This window comes from Bacillus sp. R45 (genome assembly GCF_021729365.1).
Lineage (GTDB): Bacteria > Bacillota > Bacilli > Bacillales > Bacillaceae > Bacillus > Bacillus velezensis.
The window spans coordinates 786,483-804,759 of sequence record NZ_CP091421.1 but is presented as its reverse complement, the minus strand read 5'-3'; the positions used below and the strand labels follow the sequence as shown (position 1 = coordinate 804,759).

14 protein-coding genes are annotated in these 18,277 nt (G+C 47.9%); all 14 read right to left on the bottom strand.

What is annotated here, in order from left to right; genetic code table 11:
• Positions 1-150: 150 nt before the first annotated feature.
• The 14 genes from L3V45_RS04075 to L3V45_RS04010 all read right to left on the bottom strand — a co-directional run bounded on the left by L3V45_RS04075 (position 151) and on the right by L3V45_RS04010 (position 17,629).
• Complete coding sequence (locus L3V45_RS04075; protein WP_024085027.1) at positions 151-1,968, bottom strand: ABC transporter ATP-binding protein; 1,818 nt, start codon at positions 1,966-1,968, stop codon at positions 151-153.
• Complete coding sequence (locus L3V45_RS04070) at positions 1,949-3,682, bottom strand: ABC transporter ATP-binding protein (RefSeq protein WP_043866926.1); 1,734 nt, start codon at positions 3,680-3,682, stop codon at positions 1,949-1,951. The genes L3V45_RS04075 and L3V45_RS04070 overlap by 20 nt, the downstream gene beginning before the upstream one ends.
• A gap of 137 nt (positions 3,683-3,819) precedes the next feature.
• Positions 3,820-5,406 (bottom strand): alpha-glucoside-specific PTS transporter subunit IIBC, encoded by a 1,587-nt coding sequence (locus L3V45_RS04065; RefSeq protein ID WP_236837265.1) that lies wholly within the window; start codon positions 5,404-5,406, stop codon positions 3,820-3,822.
• Positions 5,407-5,422: 16 nt separating this feature from the next.
• Positions 5,423-6,184 carry a MurR/RpiR family transcriptional regulator gene (locus L3V45_RS04060; protein ID WP_007408530.1) on the bottom strand — a complete coding sequence of 254 codons (762 nt, stop codon included), beginning with the start codon at positions 6,182-6,184 and terminating at the stop codon, positions 5,423-5,425.
• 68 nt (positions 6,185-6,252) lie between these two features.
• Positions 6,253-7,602 carry a maltose-6'-phosphate glucosidase gene (gene glvA / locus L3V45_RS04055; RefSeq protein ID WP_003155532.1) on the bottom strand — a complete coding sequence of 450 codons (1,350 nt, stop codon included), beginning with the start codon at positions 7,600-7,602 and terminating at the stop codon, positions 6,253-6,255.
• A gap of 170 nt (positions 7,603-7,772) precedes the next feature.
• Positions 7,773-7,955: an H-type small acid-soluble spore protein gene (locus L3V45_RS04050; RefSeq protein ID WP_003155535.1), complete on the bottom strand. Its 183-nt coding sequence runs from the start codon at positions 7,953-7,955 to the stop codon at positions 7,773-7,775.
• A gap of 65 nt (positions 7,956-8,020) precedes the next feature.
• Entirely contained in the window at positions 8,021-9,829 is a 1,809-nt protein-coding gene (locus L3V45_RS04045) for a sigma-54-dependent Fis family transcriptional regulator (RefSeq protein ID WP_015388533.1), read from the bottom strand.
• Between the two features lie 106 nt (positions 9,830-9,935).
• The gene (gene lpdA / locus L3V45_RS04040; protein WP_236837264.1) at positions 9,936-11,315 is read right to left on the bottom strand and encodes a dihydrolipoyl dehydrogenase; all 1,380 of its coding nucleotides are present in this window, start codon (positions 11,313-11,315) and stop codon (positions 9,936-9,938) included.
• Between the two features lie 14 nt (positions 11,316-11,329).
• Complete coding sequence (locus tag L3V45_RS04035; protein WP_003155538.1) at positions 11,330-12,523, bottom strand: dihydrolipoamide acetyltransferase family protein; 1,194 nt, start codon at positions 12,521-12,523, stop codon at positions 11,330-11,332.
• A 14-nt stretch (positions 12,524-12,537) separates the two neighbouring features.
• Positions 12,538-13,566 carry an acetoin:2,6-dichlorophenolindophenol oxidoreductase subunit beta gene (gene acoB / locus L3V45_RS04030; RefSeq protein WP_094247150.1) on the bottom strand — a complete coding sequence of 343 codons (1,029 nt, stop codon included), beginning with the start codon at positions 13,564-13,566 and terminating at the stop codon, positions 12,538-12,540.
• A 1-nt stretch (position 13,567) separates the two neighbouring features.
• Complete coding sequence (gene acoA, locus L3V45_RS04025; protein WP_048367640.1) at positions 13,568-14,569, bottom strand: acetoin:2,6-dichlorophenolindophenol oxidoreductase subunit alpha; 1,002 nt, start codon at positions 14,567-14,569, stop codon at positions 13,568-13,570.
• Positions 14,570-14,797: 228 nt separating this feature from the next.
• Positions 14,798-15,325: a DUF6884 domain-containing protein gene (locus L3V45_RS04020; RefSeq protein WP_048367638.1), complete on the bottom strand. Its 528-nt coding sequence runs from the start codon at positions 15,323-15,325 to the stop codon at positions 14,798-14,800.
• Positions 15,326-15,481: 156 nt separating this feature from the next.
• Positions 15,482-16,465, bottom strand: a complete 984-nt coding sequence (locus L3V45_RS04015; RefSeq protein WP_003155542.1) for a tRNA dihydrouridine synthase — start codon at positions 16,463-16,465, stop codon at positions 15,482-15,484.
• Positions 16,466-17,347: 882 nt separating this feature from the next.
• A complete protein-coding gene (locus L3V45_RS04010; RefSeq protein ID WP_159165029.1) occupies positions 17,348-17,629 on the bottom strand; it encodes a YfzA family protein in 282 nt (93 codons plus the stop codon).
• Positions 17,630-18,277: the final 648 nt, after the last annotated feature.

Sequence of the window (18,277 nt, the reverse complement as noted above, 5' to 3'; positions counted from 1 at the left end):
TTATTATCACTTACTTTATGTAAGCTAGTATATATACATAACTTATTTACGTCAAGTAATTTTGTTACATTTAACGAAAATAACTTAAAAGTACTATTTGTCTTCGCAAAAAAAAGACCTCCGCACTCTGTCGGAGGTCTTTTTCCCTACCTATGATTCCCGGAACTGGCTCTCATATAATTCCCGGTAAAACCCGTTCTGGCTGAGAAGTTCGGCATGGGTTCCTTTTTCAGCCATTTCGCCGTCTTTCAGCACAAGAATCTGATCGGCTTTTTGAATCGTGTTCAGCCTGTGAGCGATGATGACGCTTGTTCTGCCCGCCATTAAACGGCCGAGCGCTTCTTGTATTTTCACTTCCGTCACCGTATCAATGTTGCTCGTCGCTTCATCCAAAATGAGCAGCACCGGGTCCGCCAGCACAGCTCTCGCGATGGAAATAAGCTGTTTTTGTCCTTGGCTGATGCCCGCGCCGTTTTGGGTAAGGACGGTATCGTAGCCTTTCGGGAGCCGTTCGATGAATCCGTGGGCATTGGCGGCTTTTGCGGCTGCCTCCACCTCTTGATCAGATGCATCCAGACGGCCGTAACGGATATTTTCCCTGATGGTGCCCTGAAAGAGAAAGGAATCCTGCAGGACAAACCCCATGTTTTTTCTCAGACTGGACCTCGTCAGTTTTTTGATGTCCGTTCCGTCAATGAGGATTTTTCCGTTATTGGGCTCGTAAAAACGGGCGATCAGGCTCGTAACGGTTGTTTTACCCGCTCCGGTCGGTCCGACGAAGGCGATTGACTGTCCTTTCGGAACGCTGAAGGACAGATGTTTTAAGATCAGGCTGTCTTCCTGATAGCCGAAGGAGACATCTCGGAATTCAATCTCTCCCGTTTTGATCGGCTGGTGCGTCGCATGCTCTTCATCTTCCCGCTCCTCTTTTTCATCCAGCACGTCAAACACCCGCTCAGCCCCGGCGATGGCCGATAACATCGTATTGAACTGGTTCGCCAAATCATTTAAAGGGCGCGTGAACTGCCGCGAGTATTCTGCGAATACGACAATGGAACCGATCGAAATCCACCCCTTCAGCGCAAACAGCCCGCCGACCGCCGCTATAATCGTAAAGCTTAAATTGTTTAAAGAGTTCATGACTTTCGGAATGAATCCCGAAATTGTCTGCGCCCAAAACCCTGATGATTGTAACGCCGCGTTTTTTTCTAAAAATTGCTCCATGACGCGGTCTTCCCTCGAATAGGCTTTAATGACCTTCGCTCCTGATATCGACTCTTCAATAAAACCGTTCAGCTCGCCGAGGTTTTTCTGCTGCTGCTTAAACAGGAGTCCCGTCCGGTTGGTGATCCATTTAATGCTCAAAAGCATGATCGGAATAATCAAAAGCGTGATCAATGTTAAAAGCGGGCTCATGTACAGCATGACGGCGATTGTGCCGACGAATGTAATGACGCTCGACAGCACTTGAATGACGGATGTATTTAAAGTGGAGCTGACATTTTCGATATCATTGGTAACCCGGCTCATCAAATCGCCGAGGCGCTGTTTATCAAAAAACGGTATCGGCAGCTCATGCAGATGGGTGAACAGCTCGCTCCGCATTTTAAACACGGTGCTTTGCGAGATATTGATCATCCAATAGTTTTGAAACCATAAGGACAATGATTGCACGAGGTAAATCCCAAACAGTATGAACAGTACACCCGCCAATCCGTCCGTCGTCCGTCCGACGATAAAATGATCAATTGCTTTCCCGATGACGAACGGTCCGAGCAGGCCGAATATGGCGCTTATGACTACCATGATGATCACAAGGGTTAAAAGCCCTTTTTTTTCGGCTACATACGACCAGATTCTGCGCAGCGTGCCTTTTGTATCTTTTGCTTTCGCGCGTTTTCTGCCGCCTTCATTTGATTTGAGCGGTATTTTCGGATATCGGAAAGGTTTACGAATGTCTTTCTCCACTGTCAGCTCCCTCCTTTCCGAATTGTGATTCATAAATCTGCCGGTACAGATGAGACTGTGCCATCAGCTCTTTGTGCGTGCCTTTTGCCAGCAGTTCGCCGTCTTCAAGCAATAAGATGGTGTCAGCCTTCATCGCGGTGGTTATTTTCTGCGTAATAATCAGTGTCGTGCATTCATAGGATCTGATCGCTTGTAAAAGCTTCGCTTCCGTTTGAAGATCGAGCGCGCTCGTACTGTCATCTAACAGCAGGAGGGACGGTTTTCTGATAAAAGCGCGCGCGATGGAAATCCGCTGCTTCTGCCCGCCTGACAAATTGACGCCCCGCTGTCCCAGCACCGTGTCGTACCCGTTTGACAGCTTCATAATCGTGTCATGGATTTGCGCGTCTTTGGCCGCTTCCATTACTTCATCTAGTGAAGCATCCTCCCGTCCCCAGGCGATATTTTCACGGATTGTGCCCGAAAACAGAAGCACTTCCTGCGGCACATAGCCGATTTCCCTGCGCAGCCCGCAAGCGGAGAATTCACCGATCGGTTTGCCGTCTATGAAAATACTGCCTGAATCAGCCGTGTACAGGCGCGGAATCAGCTGAAAAAGCGTTGATTTCCCTGAACCTGTCGCGCCCATAATGGCAACCGTTTCTTTCGGGCTGGCTGAAAAGGACACGTGATGCAGCGCGTCTTTTTCCATGTCCGGATAGCGGAAGGACACTTCGCGAAACTCAATCCCGCCTGCTAGCGCCCGCGCCGGGTCATGCCCCGTTCCCTCGCCGCCTTCTGTTTCCAGCACCTCGCCGATTCTTTCCCCGGAAGCCTTCGCCCGGGAAAATACCATAATGAGAAATGGCAGGACGGACAGCGCGCCTGTAATCCGCGTCGCATAGTTAATGACGGAAACGACATCGCCGACCTGCGCTCCGCCCTGAGCAATGCTTTTGGCGCCGAACCATAAGATAAACAAAATGCAGCTGTTCATCAGCAGCATTAAAATCGGCATCGCCGCTTCCACGAGACGAAAAGCGGAAACCGTTTTTTCCATCAGCTTCGTATTCGATTTCAAAAAACGTTTCACTTCGTGGTTTGCACGGAGGAGCGCTTTAATCAGTTTGATCGCCGTCAGGTTTTCCTGCATGATCGTGTTGACCTGATCAAGCCGCTTTTGCACGGACCGAAACAGCGCGCCGCCTCTTTTCAGCACCCACAGCAAAAACAAAAGCAAAACCGGCACCGTGATCAGCAGAAAAAACCCGAGTTTCGCATTGACGGTCAGCGAGAGAATAATGCCCCCCGCAATCATTAACGGCGCCCTGAGCATAAACCGGAGACTCATGAAAAGCATATTCTGGACCTGCGTCACATCGTTTGTCAGCCTGGTGATAAACGACGTAGATGAGAATTGCGCAAACGTCGAATAAGAGAAGGATTGAATTTTTTGAAAAATCCCTTTTCGCGTATCATACGCATAGCTTTGGCTGATGTGGGCGGAGTAGAATGAATTTAAAATTCCCGATGCGAATGAAACAGCGGTCAGCCCGATCATCACGCCGCCCCACAGCCAAACCGTACCGAGATCCTGCTTTAAAATTCCTTCGTCAATGATTTTCCCGATCAGCAGGGGCTGTATCAGCTCTACCGCAAGCTCGATGAGCATGAAAAACAGAGCGATTCCCGCCAAAAGGGAATACGGTTTTACATATGATAAAGCCTTTGACATGTGTAAGCCTCCAAATCCTTTGTTCAATATTATTATTTTATGCCTTTCCGGCAAATGAATAAAGAAATTTGGTGTGCCGTTTTTTCAATAATCTGCGAAAAAGATAAAACCTTCCCGGGGAGGGGAAGGTTTTGACCTTATTGATCCATTTGCTGTTCAATGCGCTCCCGCATTTGCGGAACGCCTAATCCGACAATGACCTGAAGCGCCCTGCCTTTTCTGACGACGCCGTGGGCTCCCAGCTCTCTGAAATCGGCGTCACTTTTGACCTTTGATTCATCAGCGACAGTGACGCGGAGACGGGTGGCGCAATTGGTGACCTCCGTAATATTGTCCTTTCCGCCCAGCGCTTCAATATACAAAGCGGCTGTATCCCGCTGTGTTTCGTCTGCCGCAGCCGTTTCTTTTGAAGCCTGCTTCCGTTCTCTGTACTCCTTTTTCGAATAGAGCTTTGTTTCCTGCCCTTCCTCTTTTTCTCTGCCCGGTGTGGCGATGTTGAATTTGAGAATGAGGAAACGGAAGACGAAAAAGGAAACAGCGGTAAAACACAGCCCGATGATGATCTGGTATACATACGTCAAACCGTGGCTTGACGCCAGCGGGATCCAGTTCAAGGTCGCAGCTTCGATCAAACCGCCTCCCATATTTCCGACGACGCCTGCCATATACATGACGGTTGCCATGGAAGCGGCAAGCAAAGCATGAACCGCAAATAAAAACGGCGAGATAAAAAGGAATGTAAATTCAATCGGCTCTGTAATCCCCGCTACAATGGACGTCAAGGTGACCGGGATCAAAAGGCCGGCGACGATTTTTTTCTTTTCCTTTGAAGCCGTGGCGTAAAAAGCGAGCGCGATTCCCGGAATGCCGAAGATTTTCGAGTTGCCGTGAAGCGCGAAGCCCCCCTGCGGGAACAATTCTTTCAGCGGTTTGACGCTTTGAGAGTATTCCCCGAGATGCTGGGCCCAATAGGTGACGATACCGCCTTCAGCCACAGCCGGACCGTAAATAAACGGCGAGTAAATAAAATGATGCAGGCCGGTCGGAATTAAAATCCGCTCCAGGAATGTGTAAATCCACACGCCGATCGCCCCGGAAGAAACGAGAAAACTTTGCAGCGATCCGATTCCGGACTGAACCATCGGCCATACGTATGCCACCGCAAGTGAAATCGGTATCATAATGAAGAAAGAAATGATAACGATGTAGGAAGATCCTTGAAAAATCCCCAGAAAATCCGGCAGTTTTTTATCAAAATAACGATTGTGCAAATACACGACAATAGATGAAATAAAGATGGCGCCGATAATATTCGTATCAAGCGTTTTGATGCCGGCGATCATCGTCAGCCCGCTCGTTCCGCCGGCTTCCTGAGTCATATCCACATGAAAAGCCCCGCCCCAAACCGTCAGAATCGCATTGATAAAGTAATTGAATGTCAGATAAACTGTAAGCGCTTCCAAACAAGCCCGCGCCTGCGCTTTTTTCGCTAAGGCGACAGGGATGCCGATCGCAAACAGGAGCGGCATTTGATTAAAGACGGTCCAGCCGCCCTGTTCAATGACGTACCAGCATTGATACCAAAACCCGTCAGGATCAGCCAGCGGCCCCATCAGCGTTTTATTTTTAAACAGCGTGCTCAGACCGACAATAATACCGGAAAATGCAAATAATAAAACAGGCACAAACATCGCGCTGCCGAAGCGCTGGACTTTTTGCATCATTTCACGTGACCTCCCGCTATTTATCAAAATTTTCGAGCTCTTTATAATCAACATATGCACGGAATAACGCTTCGCCCACCAGAAAAAACGGGGCAAATGCGACGATTTCCGTTTTATCGCTTAACGTCACCGGCTTGCTGGTCGCATAAAGATTATACGGCGTCGTTTGCGCCAGTACGTTGTTTTTCAGATTGGTGATTGAAATAAACGGAACTCCCTTTGCGGACAGGGTCCTTACCTGCGGAATTAATTCGGGTGTTTCGCCTGATAAAGAAATAATGATGAATACGTCATCAACCTTAAAATCATCACACATGATATCAAACTCTGTGATGTCCTGAATTAAAATCAGATACTTCCGCCGGGATACAAACATCCGCTGCAGCTCACGGGCGCACACCCTCTGAGCCGTCCCCGATCCGTAAACGAAAATCCGTTTTGCTTCATCTATCAGCCGGCACATCTCCGTCATATCTTTTGACTTCACGTATTTTACATTGGCTTCAATATCATCCAGCAGCTTTTCAAACGTCATATTCTCGCCCTCTTCAGGCTGATCCTCCCATTTCAGAAAAACACGGAATTCACTATAGCCGCTGAAGCCCAGTTTTTGGGCGAGCCGCAGGATGGAAGACCGAGAGACATTACAGGCTTTCGCCATGTCATTGATACCGAGATGGTAGCACGTATGTTTATGATTCAATATATATTTTAAAATATAAAAATCGTTGTCATTTAATTTCGCGTAATGCTGATTAACCAGTTCTTCAAGACTCATCCCAAAAATCCCCCCGTTTTCTTTCTATTATATAGAATAACAGATAAAGATAACGGGGAAGATTGTCATCAGGAAATAGGAGACGGGCTTACATCAAGCTCAGGCCAGTAGTCCTTATTAGCCTCCATCAGATCTTCAAGAATCAGTCTTGCCACACGGGCATTCGGCACTGTTTTTGACAGGATCAGCGCCTGCCACAGCTTTTGAAATGACCGCTCTTCCCACGCTTCAGCCGTCAGTTTTTCGACAGACACCTGCTGTTCCATCAGGCCTTTTTGAAATTGCGGTATGTTCCCGACTGAGAGCGGTTCCGGTCCGTTTGAACCTACGAGACAAGGAATCTCAACCATGGCTGACGGATCAAAGTTTGCGATCGCGCCGTTATTTTCAACGATTAACAGCATTCTCTCCCCGGTGTTATAAGCGATGGCCCGGGCAAGATCGACGATATAGGAAGCATGATCATCAATTTTAATTTCACTGTTCTCCGATGATTGTTCGCGCGTAATCATATCGCATTGGCTGAAAATGAAAGCTTCGCGCCCTTCCATGACTTCGTTGGCTCTCGTATGGTTCGGATTTGATTTTTTCACCATATCATCCGGGAATAAGTAATATTGCAGATATGTGTTCGGAAGCGTATCCGGATCAGCCGCCTGTACGTCGCGCGCTTTTTTGAAGGTGTCATTCCAGCTTGCTTCAGTCTGTTCGGCCTCCGTCTTCGGAACGTAGCCGTATTCACGGACATGCTCTTTCAGCTTCGGCATTAAATCATTGCCTTCTCGATCCGTGATGGACGTCCACCAGCCAAAGTGGTTCAAGCCGTAGTAACGGACGTTCATTTCTTTTCGTGAAGATAATCCGAGGATGTTCGCCATGCGATCCTCAATTCCGACCGGCATGTCGCAGATGTTCAATATTTTTGAATTCGGTCTGAGGCGCCGTGTAGCTTCGGCCACAATCGCCGCCGGATTGGAGTAATTCAGCATCCATGCGTCAGGCGAGTACGTTTCCATATAATCAAGAATCTCAAGAACACCGCCGATAGAGCGCATGCCGTATGCGATTCCGCCCGGCCCGCATGTTTCCTGGCCGACCACGCCGTACTTCAGCGGGATTTGTTCATCGAGCGCGCGCATCGCGTATTTTCCGACGCGGATATGCGCCATGACGAAGTCAACATCCGTAAAAGCCGTCTCTGGGTCATCAGTCGCCAAAAATTCAATGTCCGGCGCTTTTTCTTTTATGAATACCTCACACGCACCCGCAATCCGCTCCTGCCTTTCTTTATCATTGTCATAAAGTTTCAGCTTTCTGATCGGAAACTCTTCCAGGTGATTCAAAAGCATTAATACAATTCCGGGGGTAAATGTGCTGCCGCCGCCTGCAATAACGATTGAGAATGATTTGTCTGTCATGTGAAGCCCTCCTCTGATAACGTTTACATTTTATTTATATCATGAGAAGGTCCGATCTGTACCGGGTTTGAAGGAGTTAGATCATTTGATCATTTTTAGTTATTTTTCTCAAAAAGCGGGAAAGTTCCCACAGGTACGAAAAAGGCCTGCTGTCATCAGCAGACCCCTTCTCAAAAATGCTCTTGTAAATCAGAAAGCAGCACTTCCTGCTCAAATTGTGGATTTCCGATCGGAAAAATCCTGGCTGTTTCCTTGTCTTCGTTGACATGCTGAATATAAATCGGGACTCCTTCATACGTCACATACGCCATGGCGGCGGATTCCGAAATGTCTTTCGCACGCTGTGTATTCACGTCTCAAACCTCCTTTAGGCCTCACACATAACGTGTCCGGCAGCCAAGAGAAGTATGCTTGTTTCTTACAATTGTCCGGCGGTGAGTTTGAATTTTTTGAGGCGTTTGTAAAACGTGCTCCGCGGGATTCCGGCCATTTTAGCAGCCAGCGTGACATTCCCCTTCGCTGATTCAAGCGCGTTTACGATGATGTTTTTCTGAATGTGCTCCCGGATGGAGACAGAGGACGCTTCTTCCTGTTCATAAGACTCGGCCGCTTCTTTAAGACCTGACGCTTCAAGCAGGGCTGCGATGGGGCGCCCTGACAGCCGTCCGTCCGGGAACATGACGGAAAGACGTTCAAATACATTAAACAATTCCCTGATGTTCCCCGGCCATTTCCGGCTCTTTAATACGTCTAAAAAGTCAACAGGAAGCTCCCCCCGCCAGCCGCGATTTCGCTGAAATTCAAGGAAGAGTCCGGGAATGTCTTCGGTGCGTTCTCTTAATGGAGGGAGGTGGATCGGACAGACGTGAAGCCGGTAAAATAAATCTTCTCTCAGCTTTTTGCATTCGACAAGCTGTCTCAGATCAGTGTGGGTGGCAGTGATGATTCTGATGTCAACGGGAATCTCTTTTGTCCCGCCGACCGGGGTGACTTTCCGCTCCTGCAGCACCCGTAACAGAGCCACCTGCATGGAGTGTGATATTTCTCCGATTTCATCGAGGAAAAGCGTGCCTTTATCGGCTTTTTGCAAAGCGCCGCTATGTCCTTTCCGTTTGGCCCCGGTGAAGGCGCCTTCCGAGTAGCCGAACAGTTCGCTTTCAATCAGCTTTTCGGGGACCGCTCCGCAGTTGACAGCGATAAACGGGCCGTTTTTCCTGGAGCTGTTGTTATGAATCGCCCGGGCGGCAACCTCCTTTCCCGTCCCGGTTTCTCCCGTAAGACAAACGGTTGCGTCCGTTCGGGCGACAAGCTCCAGCTGCTCAAGCATATGTCGGGATGACGGGCTTTTGCCTGCCGCACCATGAAATATAAACGACGGCTTTTCTTCCCGTTTGGATAAGTAAACGCATGTGAAGCCGTTCTCCTCCCGCTTCGTCCGCTTGATATGATAGCCCTGTTCCTCAAGCTCGCGCAGCATATGTCCGGTAAAATGCTGAACGGGACGGCTTGCGGCGATAACCCGGCTCATTTCATTGCAAAGCACGATCGGATCATGAGACCGGGTAAGCCCGGCGAATTTGCTGATCATGTCAAGTTCTGTCATTTTGATCTTTAGGGCAAGCTCCCGTTCCGCCGTATAAGCGATGGAGGAGGCAATTCCGAGCATAAAAGGCTGAGCGCGGGCGGCGGGGCAGGAAATATCAATGACACCCGCCAGCCGCCCGTCTTCATAACGGATGGGCGCGGCGGAACAGCTCCATTGATGAGAAGCGAGCGAATAATGTTCAGAGCCGTGTATCATGACCGGTTCATTTGTATAAAGAGCCGTCCCGATCGCATTCGTGCCGACGGCCGTTTCCGTCCAGCGGGCGCCTTTTAAGAAATTGATGCGGTTCGCTTCATGAATGGTGCGCGGGTGGCCGTCAACTGAATGGACAACGCCGTCTGAATCAATCAGGAGAACCATCATTTCCATTTCCCGCATCGCTGTTTTCATTCTTTCTGCGTGCGGCATTGAGGCCGCTAAAAATAACGCATGCTTTTCGGCCTGCCTTTCTAAATGATCTGCCGGCATTACATTCGGTCCCTTTTCTAGATAAGGGTTGACGTCGGCTTTTTTGCAGCGGTGCCATGAGGCGGCCACCCGCTTCTGAATACGGGATTCATCGAGCACGCCTTCTTTCACAAAGCGCTTCCAGGTTTTAAAATCATTCCGAATGACATTCATTGTATTCGCTCCCCCCTGTCCAGACCATCTTTTCATATATTGTAGGGGAAAAGTAAAGCGCTTTCAACGAAAAATACCCCTTCTCATCTGAGAAAGGGTATTCCGGTTATACGGAATGCACCGCAAGTCCGGTGACATTCAGCAGGGCTTCCTGAAGCGTTTCTGACAGAGTCGGATGCGCCGCGATAAAGTGCTCCGACATATCCGCCGTCATTTCACCGTTCATCATCATGACCGCCTGACCGATCAATTCCGTCACGTCCGGTCCGATCATTGACACCCCGACGATTTCTCCGAATTCCGGCTCGGCAATGATTTTCATTTTGCCGCCGTGCTGATGCTTAATTAACGCTTTTCCGTTAGCAGAAAATGAGCATTCTCCGATTTTCACATCTCCGTATGTCTCTCTCGCCTGTGTTTCCGTCAGCCCGACAGTTGCCATTTCCGGCGATGTATAAATACAGCGGGGCACCGCCCGCATATTGACTTTGCTATCCTTTCCCGAGGCATGCGCGGCGGCTGTGATTCCTTCATGAATGGCGGCATGCGCGAGCTGCATTCCTCCGGCCGCGTCGCCGCACGCATATATATGAGGCACATTGGTCTGCATATGGTCATTGACTTCAATCCCGCGCGGAGAATACCGGATGCCGGCTTGATCCAAATTCAGGCCTTGCAAACGCGGTTTTCTGCCGATTGCAACCAAAATGTGATCAGCCTGAGCTTCAATTTCTTTTCCGTCTTTTGTCCACACGGCGGTTTTCCTTTCTTTGTCAATCCGCTGAAGGGCGGCTTTTGTCTGAATATCAGCCCCGCTGTCTCTTAAAGAGTCTTCGAAAACGGCGGCGATTTCCCTGTCTTCTGCCGGGAGCAGCCGGTCAGCCGATTCAATCACCGTCACTTTCGTTTTAAACCGGCTGAATAAAGAGGCAAATTCGCAGCCGATCACACCTCCCCCGACAATGAGCAGAGACGAAGGGATTTTCTGTAAAGAAAGCGCATCTTTGCTGTCGATTACCCAATCGCCGTCAAATGGGGCAAACGGCAGCTCCGCCGGTTCAGATCCGGATGCAATCAATATCCGGTCCGCTTCCAGAATGTCTTTTGCGCCTCCTTCTTCTTCAACAAGCAATGTCTGCTCTGTGAGAAATGAGGCTGTCCCGCTGATGACTTTAATCTGATTTGCTTTCATTAAGTATTGAATTCCCTGCACGAGCTGGCTGACGATTTGCCGTTTGCGCCCCTGCATGCGGTTCCAATTGAGTGTAATGTTTTGCGGCAGTTCGATGCCGAATGTATTTGCATGCCTGATTTTATCGAGCACATTCGCACTTTCCAAAAGCGACTTTGTCGGGATGCACCCCTCATTGAGACAAGTGCCTCCGAGCGGCCCTTTGTCGATCAGAACGACTTCTGCTCCTCTCCGCGCGGCAGTCACGGCAGCTGCATATCCGGCCGGCCCGCCGCCGATAATGGCTAGTTTCATTTTTTCACCTCTCTCTATAAAATCAAACCGGCAGGCTCTTCAAGCAGCGCTTTGACCGTTTTCAGGAAGTCCGCAGCCGGGGCGCCGTCACATACTCTGTGATCAAAGGTAAGACTCAGCGGCAGCATGATGCTTTTGACAAGCTCATCTCCTTTAAACGCCGGCGTTTCATAGCTTGCGCCCACTCCGAGAATACCGGCTTCAGGCGGATTAAGAATCGGGGTGAAATGCTCAATTCCGTAACCCCCGAGATTTGTAATAGAAAATGTCGAACCGTGGAGATCATCTCCGGAAGCATTGCCTTCCCGCGCCCGGCGTGCCGATGTGCTGATGTGATCCGCAAGCTCAAGGAATGAAAGCTTTTCCGCATCCCGGATCACCGGCACGACGAGACCGTTTTCAAGAGAAACCGCCATCCCGAGGTGGACATATGGATAGGTGATGATCCGCTCCTCTTGATAAGAGCTGTTCAGCTCAGGATGCTGTTTCAGCGCAAGCACCGCGGCCCGGGATATGAAATGTGTGACCGTCAGTTTAACACCGCTCCGCTTTTTCGCGCTGTCGGCGAGCTGCTGCTGCCATTTTACAAGCTCCGTAATGTCCGCTTTCATCGTCAGCGTCAGCTGGGCGCTGTTTTGCAGGCTTTTGTGCATTCGGTCTGCAATCACTTTTCTCATCGCTGAAGCCGGTTTTCCCTCCGGCTGTGCTGTCTGAACCGAAGACTGCGGTTCAGCTTCTGTCTTCATCGCCTTGATGACGTCAGCTTTTACGATTCTGCCTCCGGGCCCCGTCCCGTTCAGCGTATCGACTTTCAACCCGGCTTTCTCCGCCATTTTTCTGGCAACGGGAGATATTTTCACGCGGTGTTTGCGCTTTTGCCCGGCTTTTGGAGCGGGAATATGTTCAGGTTCAGCTTGCGGTTTCCCTGCTTTTTCAGGAGCCGGCGCCTCCTTCTCCCGCACTTCTTCGCCGTTTTCCCCGATATAACAGATGGGCGTTCCCGGCGGGACTCCTTCTCCCTCTTTGACTTTAATGTGAAGAAGCGTGCCGCTTTCAGGCGCTTCTATTTCCATTTCTATTTTTTCCGAGTTGATGCTGGCGATGCTTTCTCCCTTTTCTACCGGGTCGCCGACTTTTTTATTCCAGACGGATACTTCACCTTTCTTCATCGCCATTCCCAGCTTCGGCATTACTACTTTTACAGCCATTCTATATCCCTCCTTTAATTCATTGCCGGCTCGCCAAGCAATTCAAGTGTGACGCTGACAATACGGTCTGGTGTCGGCAAATATTGATCTTCAAGCACCGGCGAAAACGGCACCGGTGTATGCGGCGCTGTAATCCGCTTAATCGGCGCATCAAGCAAATCAAAGCCCTTATCGGCGACAATCGCAGCAATATCCGTGGCGATGCTGCAGCGCGGATTGGCTTCGTCAATGATGATCAGCCGGTTTGTTTTTTCTAACGATGTGAAAATCGCTTCCTCATCTAGAGGAGACAGACTCCGGGGATCAAGCACCTCGGCGTCGATGCCTTTCTCAGAAAGCTGTGCAGCCGCTTCAAGCGCGGTATTAACCTGCTTGCCGACCGCAAACAGCGTGATGTCGCTGCCTTCGCGTTTGATATCCGCTTTTCCGAGCGGAATTGTATAATAATCTTCCGGCACCTCGCCCTTCATGCTGTAGGACGTTTTGTCTTCAAAAAAGAATACCGGATCATTGTCTTCTATTGCCGCCAGCAGCAAACCTTTGGCGTCATACGGATTGGACGGCACAACCGTCTTCAGACCCGGGATGCTGGTGAACAGGCCATACAGCGCCTGCGAATGCTGAGCCGCTGCCCGGAACCCGGCTCCGTATGTGGTGCGGACGGTGATCGGCACTTGCGCTTTACCGCCGAACATATAGCGGAATTTCGCCCCTTGGTTGATCACTTGGTCAAAGCACGTTCCGATAAAATCGTTAAACATCAGCTCGGCAATCGGTCTCAGCCCCGTGGATGCCGCAGCCATGGCCGCACCCATATAGCCCGCCTCAGAAATCGGTGTATCCAGCACTCGGCTGCGCCCGAATTCCTGTACGAGACCCTTTGTGACCCCGAGTACACCGCCCCATGCCTCATCATCTTGCAAATGATCGACCGCCGCTCCCCCGGCGACATCCTCACCGATTACAAGCACATTTTCATCTCTTCTCATTGCAAGCTTCATTGCTTCATTGATCGCGTCCGACATGCTTATGACTCTCGCCATCTCAAATTCCCCCTTTTTCATATGACACGTAGACGTCTGTCAACAGCTCTGACTCTTTCGGATAAGGACTCTTTTCGCTGAACGAGACGGCTTTTTCAATCGATTCGCTGACTCGCTGTTCAATGTCTGACAATTTATTTGCATCTGTTTCTTTTAGAAGATAGTTTTTAAAGCCTTGGATAGCATCCTTTTCTTCAAGATGCTCAGTCTTTTCATCCTTTGTTTTATAAGTTTGGGCATCGCCTTCGAAATGGCCGTAGTTTCTGTAAGTCATACATTCAATCAAAGACGGGCCTCCGCCGTTTCTTGCTCTTTCTATCGCTTCCCCGGCTGCCTGATAAACCGCTAAAATATCTTTTCCGTCCACCGTGACCCCCGGCATGTTGTAGGCAGCCGCCCGATCGGCGATTGAATCACAGGCTGACGCGTACTCAAATGTCGTGGCTTCGCCGTAGCCGTTGTTTTCGGCGATGAACACGACAGGAAGGTTCCATACTGCCGCTAAGTTCAGCCCTTCATGGAAGGTGCCTTGGTTATTGGCTCCGTCTCCGAAAAAGCAAACGCTTACATTTTTAGTTTGTTTATATTTAGCCGTGAGCGCTGATCCGCATGCGAGCGTAAATCCGCCCCCGACGATTCCATTTGCGCCTAACATGCCTTTATCAAGATCCGCAATGTGCATAGAACCGCCTTTGCCTTTACACAGTCCGGTCGCTTTTCCGAATATTTCCGCCATCATGCCGTCCAGATCACAGCCTTTGGCGATACAATGGCCATGTCCCCTGTGTGTGCTTGTAATGCTGTCGCCATCATCTAAATGAGCGCACACCCCCGCAGCTACCGCTTCTTCACCGGCATACAAATGGACGAATCCGGGAAGCACTCCTTGCGCGAAAAGTTCATGCACTTTGTCTTCAAAGCCCCTGATTTCCAGCATCTTTTGGTACATCCACAGCGCTTTTTCCTCAGTTAATGACAAGCCTTCTCGTTTTAACAATTCCATTTTGTGCGCCTCCTTCTATTTAGGGTTCACACTTATAAATGCAAGAAGCATGCCAGCCTCTGAAGCCCGTAAAATGAATGTTTTTATTTTTTCAATGTAGACAGTTTGAGACAGGTGTCTCATTTTGTCTCGATCCGTTCCCTTTGTCTCGTTTTATGGCATAAAAAAAAGACCGGGCATCACCCTGTCTTTGACAATGATCGACGTATTTATTTCCTCGGAAATCTTTTATTGCTTCATTCTTCCGCATACAGTCCATCGCGGCGTTTGAATGGTTACACTCTTTTTTTTCATATCCACGCGCTGCAGTTCATCCTTTTCTTCAACAGCCCGATTCAGTGCTTGAAGCATGTAACCAATGCCTTTATACGATGACAGAGGCCAGGTGATATGCTGATGCTCTCCGATGACGGCGTTTAGAATGCTTCGGTATTTTTTCCCGCCAAGCATGACAAGCTCTTCGACGTCGGAAAAGCCTTTTTCATAAAATTGACGGCGCAGCTCGTCCGCTGCCATGATCTCCGGGTGACCGGTTCCAAAAGTGACATCGTAATTTCCGGGAACAGTATCATCCGGACGAAGAAATCCGTGCTTCGCCGACAAAATCACCCACTCATCGAAAAATGCTTTCGCATATCGCTCGCATGCCTGATGAAACGGGCTGAGATAAGCGTCTTCCGCCCTTACCGGCCCTGTATCTGAATGGACATCCCAAATTTTTTTCTTGCCGCAGGGGATGATGCACAGTCGTTTCATTTTTCTCTCCCCTTTATGATGTATCTCCTATCAATGTACCATTATTCGTTTATTTCTGCATGACGAAACCGGCCATGGATCTGTCTGGGTAAAAGCTGCACACAAAAAGGCCCGGAATTCAAACCGAAATCCGGGCCGGATGATGAGTTGTTTATGTCACTCTTGCTCCATCCCATCAAGATACTTTCTCTCAAAGTCATCGAGCAATGCACGCACTTCATCTGTTGACTTTGTATTCATGCATTGATTTCTTAATTCACTTGCTCCCCGGAACCCGCGGAGATATATCTTGAAAAAGCGGGGGAGCGGTTTATATGCTCTGGCTTCTGCTTTTGAATATTCATCATGAAGATCCAGATGCAATCTCAAAAGATCAAGCAATTCCTTACTGCTATGCTCTCTCGGCTCCTTTTCAAAGGCGAACGGATTAGTAAAAATGCCTCGTCCAATCATAATCCCGTCAACACCGTATTGTTCAGCAAGTTTCAAGCCGGTTTCACGGTCAGGAATATCCCCATTGATCGTCAAAAGGGTATCCGGCGCAATCTCGTCACGAAGTTTCTTGATTTCCGGGATCAACTCCCAATGCGCATCTACTTTACTCATTTCCGCTCTTGTACGCAGATGAATGGAAAGATTCGCAATGTCTTGTTTCAGTATGTGTGTCAGCCAGCCGCGCCATTCGTCAACATCCGTGTAGCCAAGTCTCGTCTTCACACTTACCGGCAGACCTCCTGCTTTCGCCGCCTGTATTAATTCGGCTGCAACTTCAGGACGGCAAATCAGGCCGCTTCCCTTTCCATTCCCCGCCACATTAGGGACAGGGCAGCCCATATTGATATCCAGGCCCTTAAACCCTAATTCCGCCATCCCAATACTCATTTGGCGAAAGTTTTCAGGCTTATCTCCCCATATGTGGGCAACCATCGGCTGTTCATCCTCCGTGAAAGTCAAACGGCCGCGCACACTATCCTTCCCATCCGGGTGACAATAGCTTTCTGAGTTTGTAAACTCTGTGAAAAACACATCAGGTCTGCCTGCTTCACTCACAACATGGCGAAAAACGACATCCGTCACATCTTCCATTGGTGCCAGTACAAAAAATGGCCGCGGTAATTCACGCCAGAAATTATCTGTCATAACAAATCCAAATCCTTTCATGATGGGATACAGCGAAACCTTTATCCCAAAATTAAAAACTGACCATGCTTCTTTTACACTTATAGCATGTGTCAGCACTTCTTATCAAACGATAGTAAATTTTGAACATTTCACTTTTTACACGTTAAAAGTAAAAAAGCAAACTGGAGTAGAACACATTACTTGAGTTAACGTAATAGACTATCGCTATAGTTAACCCCATATCGTTTATTTCTGATCAACTCAGTCAACTCCTTCACCTTTAAAAGGGTTTGAGAGAGAAAAAGTGTGATGATTATCTACACCTAATTTTTATTTATATTGTGGTTTATTAAGATTAGCGCTGACCTTCATCTTTCTTAGCGGCCTTACTTTTGCTCTTTTTGGATAAAAAGGATTCCAACCTAAATAGAATATCATATGAGTTCTCCCTATTACCATAAAACAAATTTCAAGAAATAAGTTGATTAAGCAAATGGGGCTGGGGGGGTATATCTGAGTACTGAAGAGAATGTAAAAAGAAAAAGCCTTAACTTGCCGCTGGTGAATCACATGGAGTAAAGAGGATGGCATGGGAAAATAAACTCGAACTTAACAGAATTCAAGAACTTCAATCTGGATCTTTTCGGATTTGCTCATGGTTTAGAAATAACCAACGCCGCAAGTGGCTTGGCTCTATACAGTATATGTACTAAGGGTTGATCGGCTTTTAAACCCCGTATGTTAATATCTTTATACAATCACCTATATATATTTGTATAAGGTTACGCTTCGGTAATCCTGATCCAAAACCAATAAAATAGACTGCTGACTAAGTGCCGCAGTCTTCATTCATAAGATTAATTAGAAAGTGTTCATGTTCTTTCATCATTAAATAAGGCATCAGAAGTTATTGCTTTCATCTCGGATATTCTTTGTTATACCTTTAATGATTTGTATAACAGTGAAAACCCCCAAGAAAACAGTGACAATATTAAACCATGGATTATCATAGAATGAAAGATATGTTTGAAAGAAATCCAGTTCAGCTATATTTGCTGGGAATCCATTCATTTCTCTATAATTAGGACCCCATCCCGTTAATTCTACAAAGTTAAAATAAAGCTGTGATACTAAAAATGCCAACAACGTGTGAAACCAACTTCTTTTATATACTTTACCCATTTCTTTATCCATTTCCTTTTCTGCAATACTTTTTAGCCTAGTGTCAATTTAACATCATTATATGATGAAGCATGATTGTCGCAATAATTACTTATTAAGGATATAACCATCGCAGGTATTACTGTAATAGTTGTTATCACTTGCGGTTCCGCCTCATATTTATTCCTTTTTTGGGATCAAGAGAAATAGTTGGGATCCTTTTCCTGTTTAGGCTTTCATATTATATATAACGACCAAACATGCTTTTTTAGTGTATTTGATCTTTTATCGACAGTTGTTGATATGCCAACTGCCGCTGTGATTATTGAAAGTAAGCACCCTTGCCTTTTACAGCTTCTACTTCAGAACCTTCGTTCAGTTGTTGAAATCCCAATATCTCTCGTTCGGTTTCACCTCCTTTTTATCATTTATTAAAGACCTACTTACTTTGGCATGATAAATACTTTACAGTTGAATAATGTTACAACTTCATCTCAAACCAATGATATCAAATTATTTTACATTATCCCAGTAATGTCATAATAAACCACATCGTCATTATACAAACGAGGTCAAAATTGGCTGTTTTCCCTCGCTTTCCCACACGTTTTTTCAACTCTTTTCGTCAGTTTAAGTTAAAGATCTCCGAGAAAAGAGGGAAGATAAAGT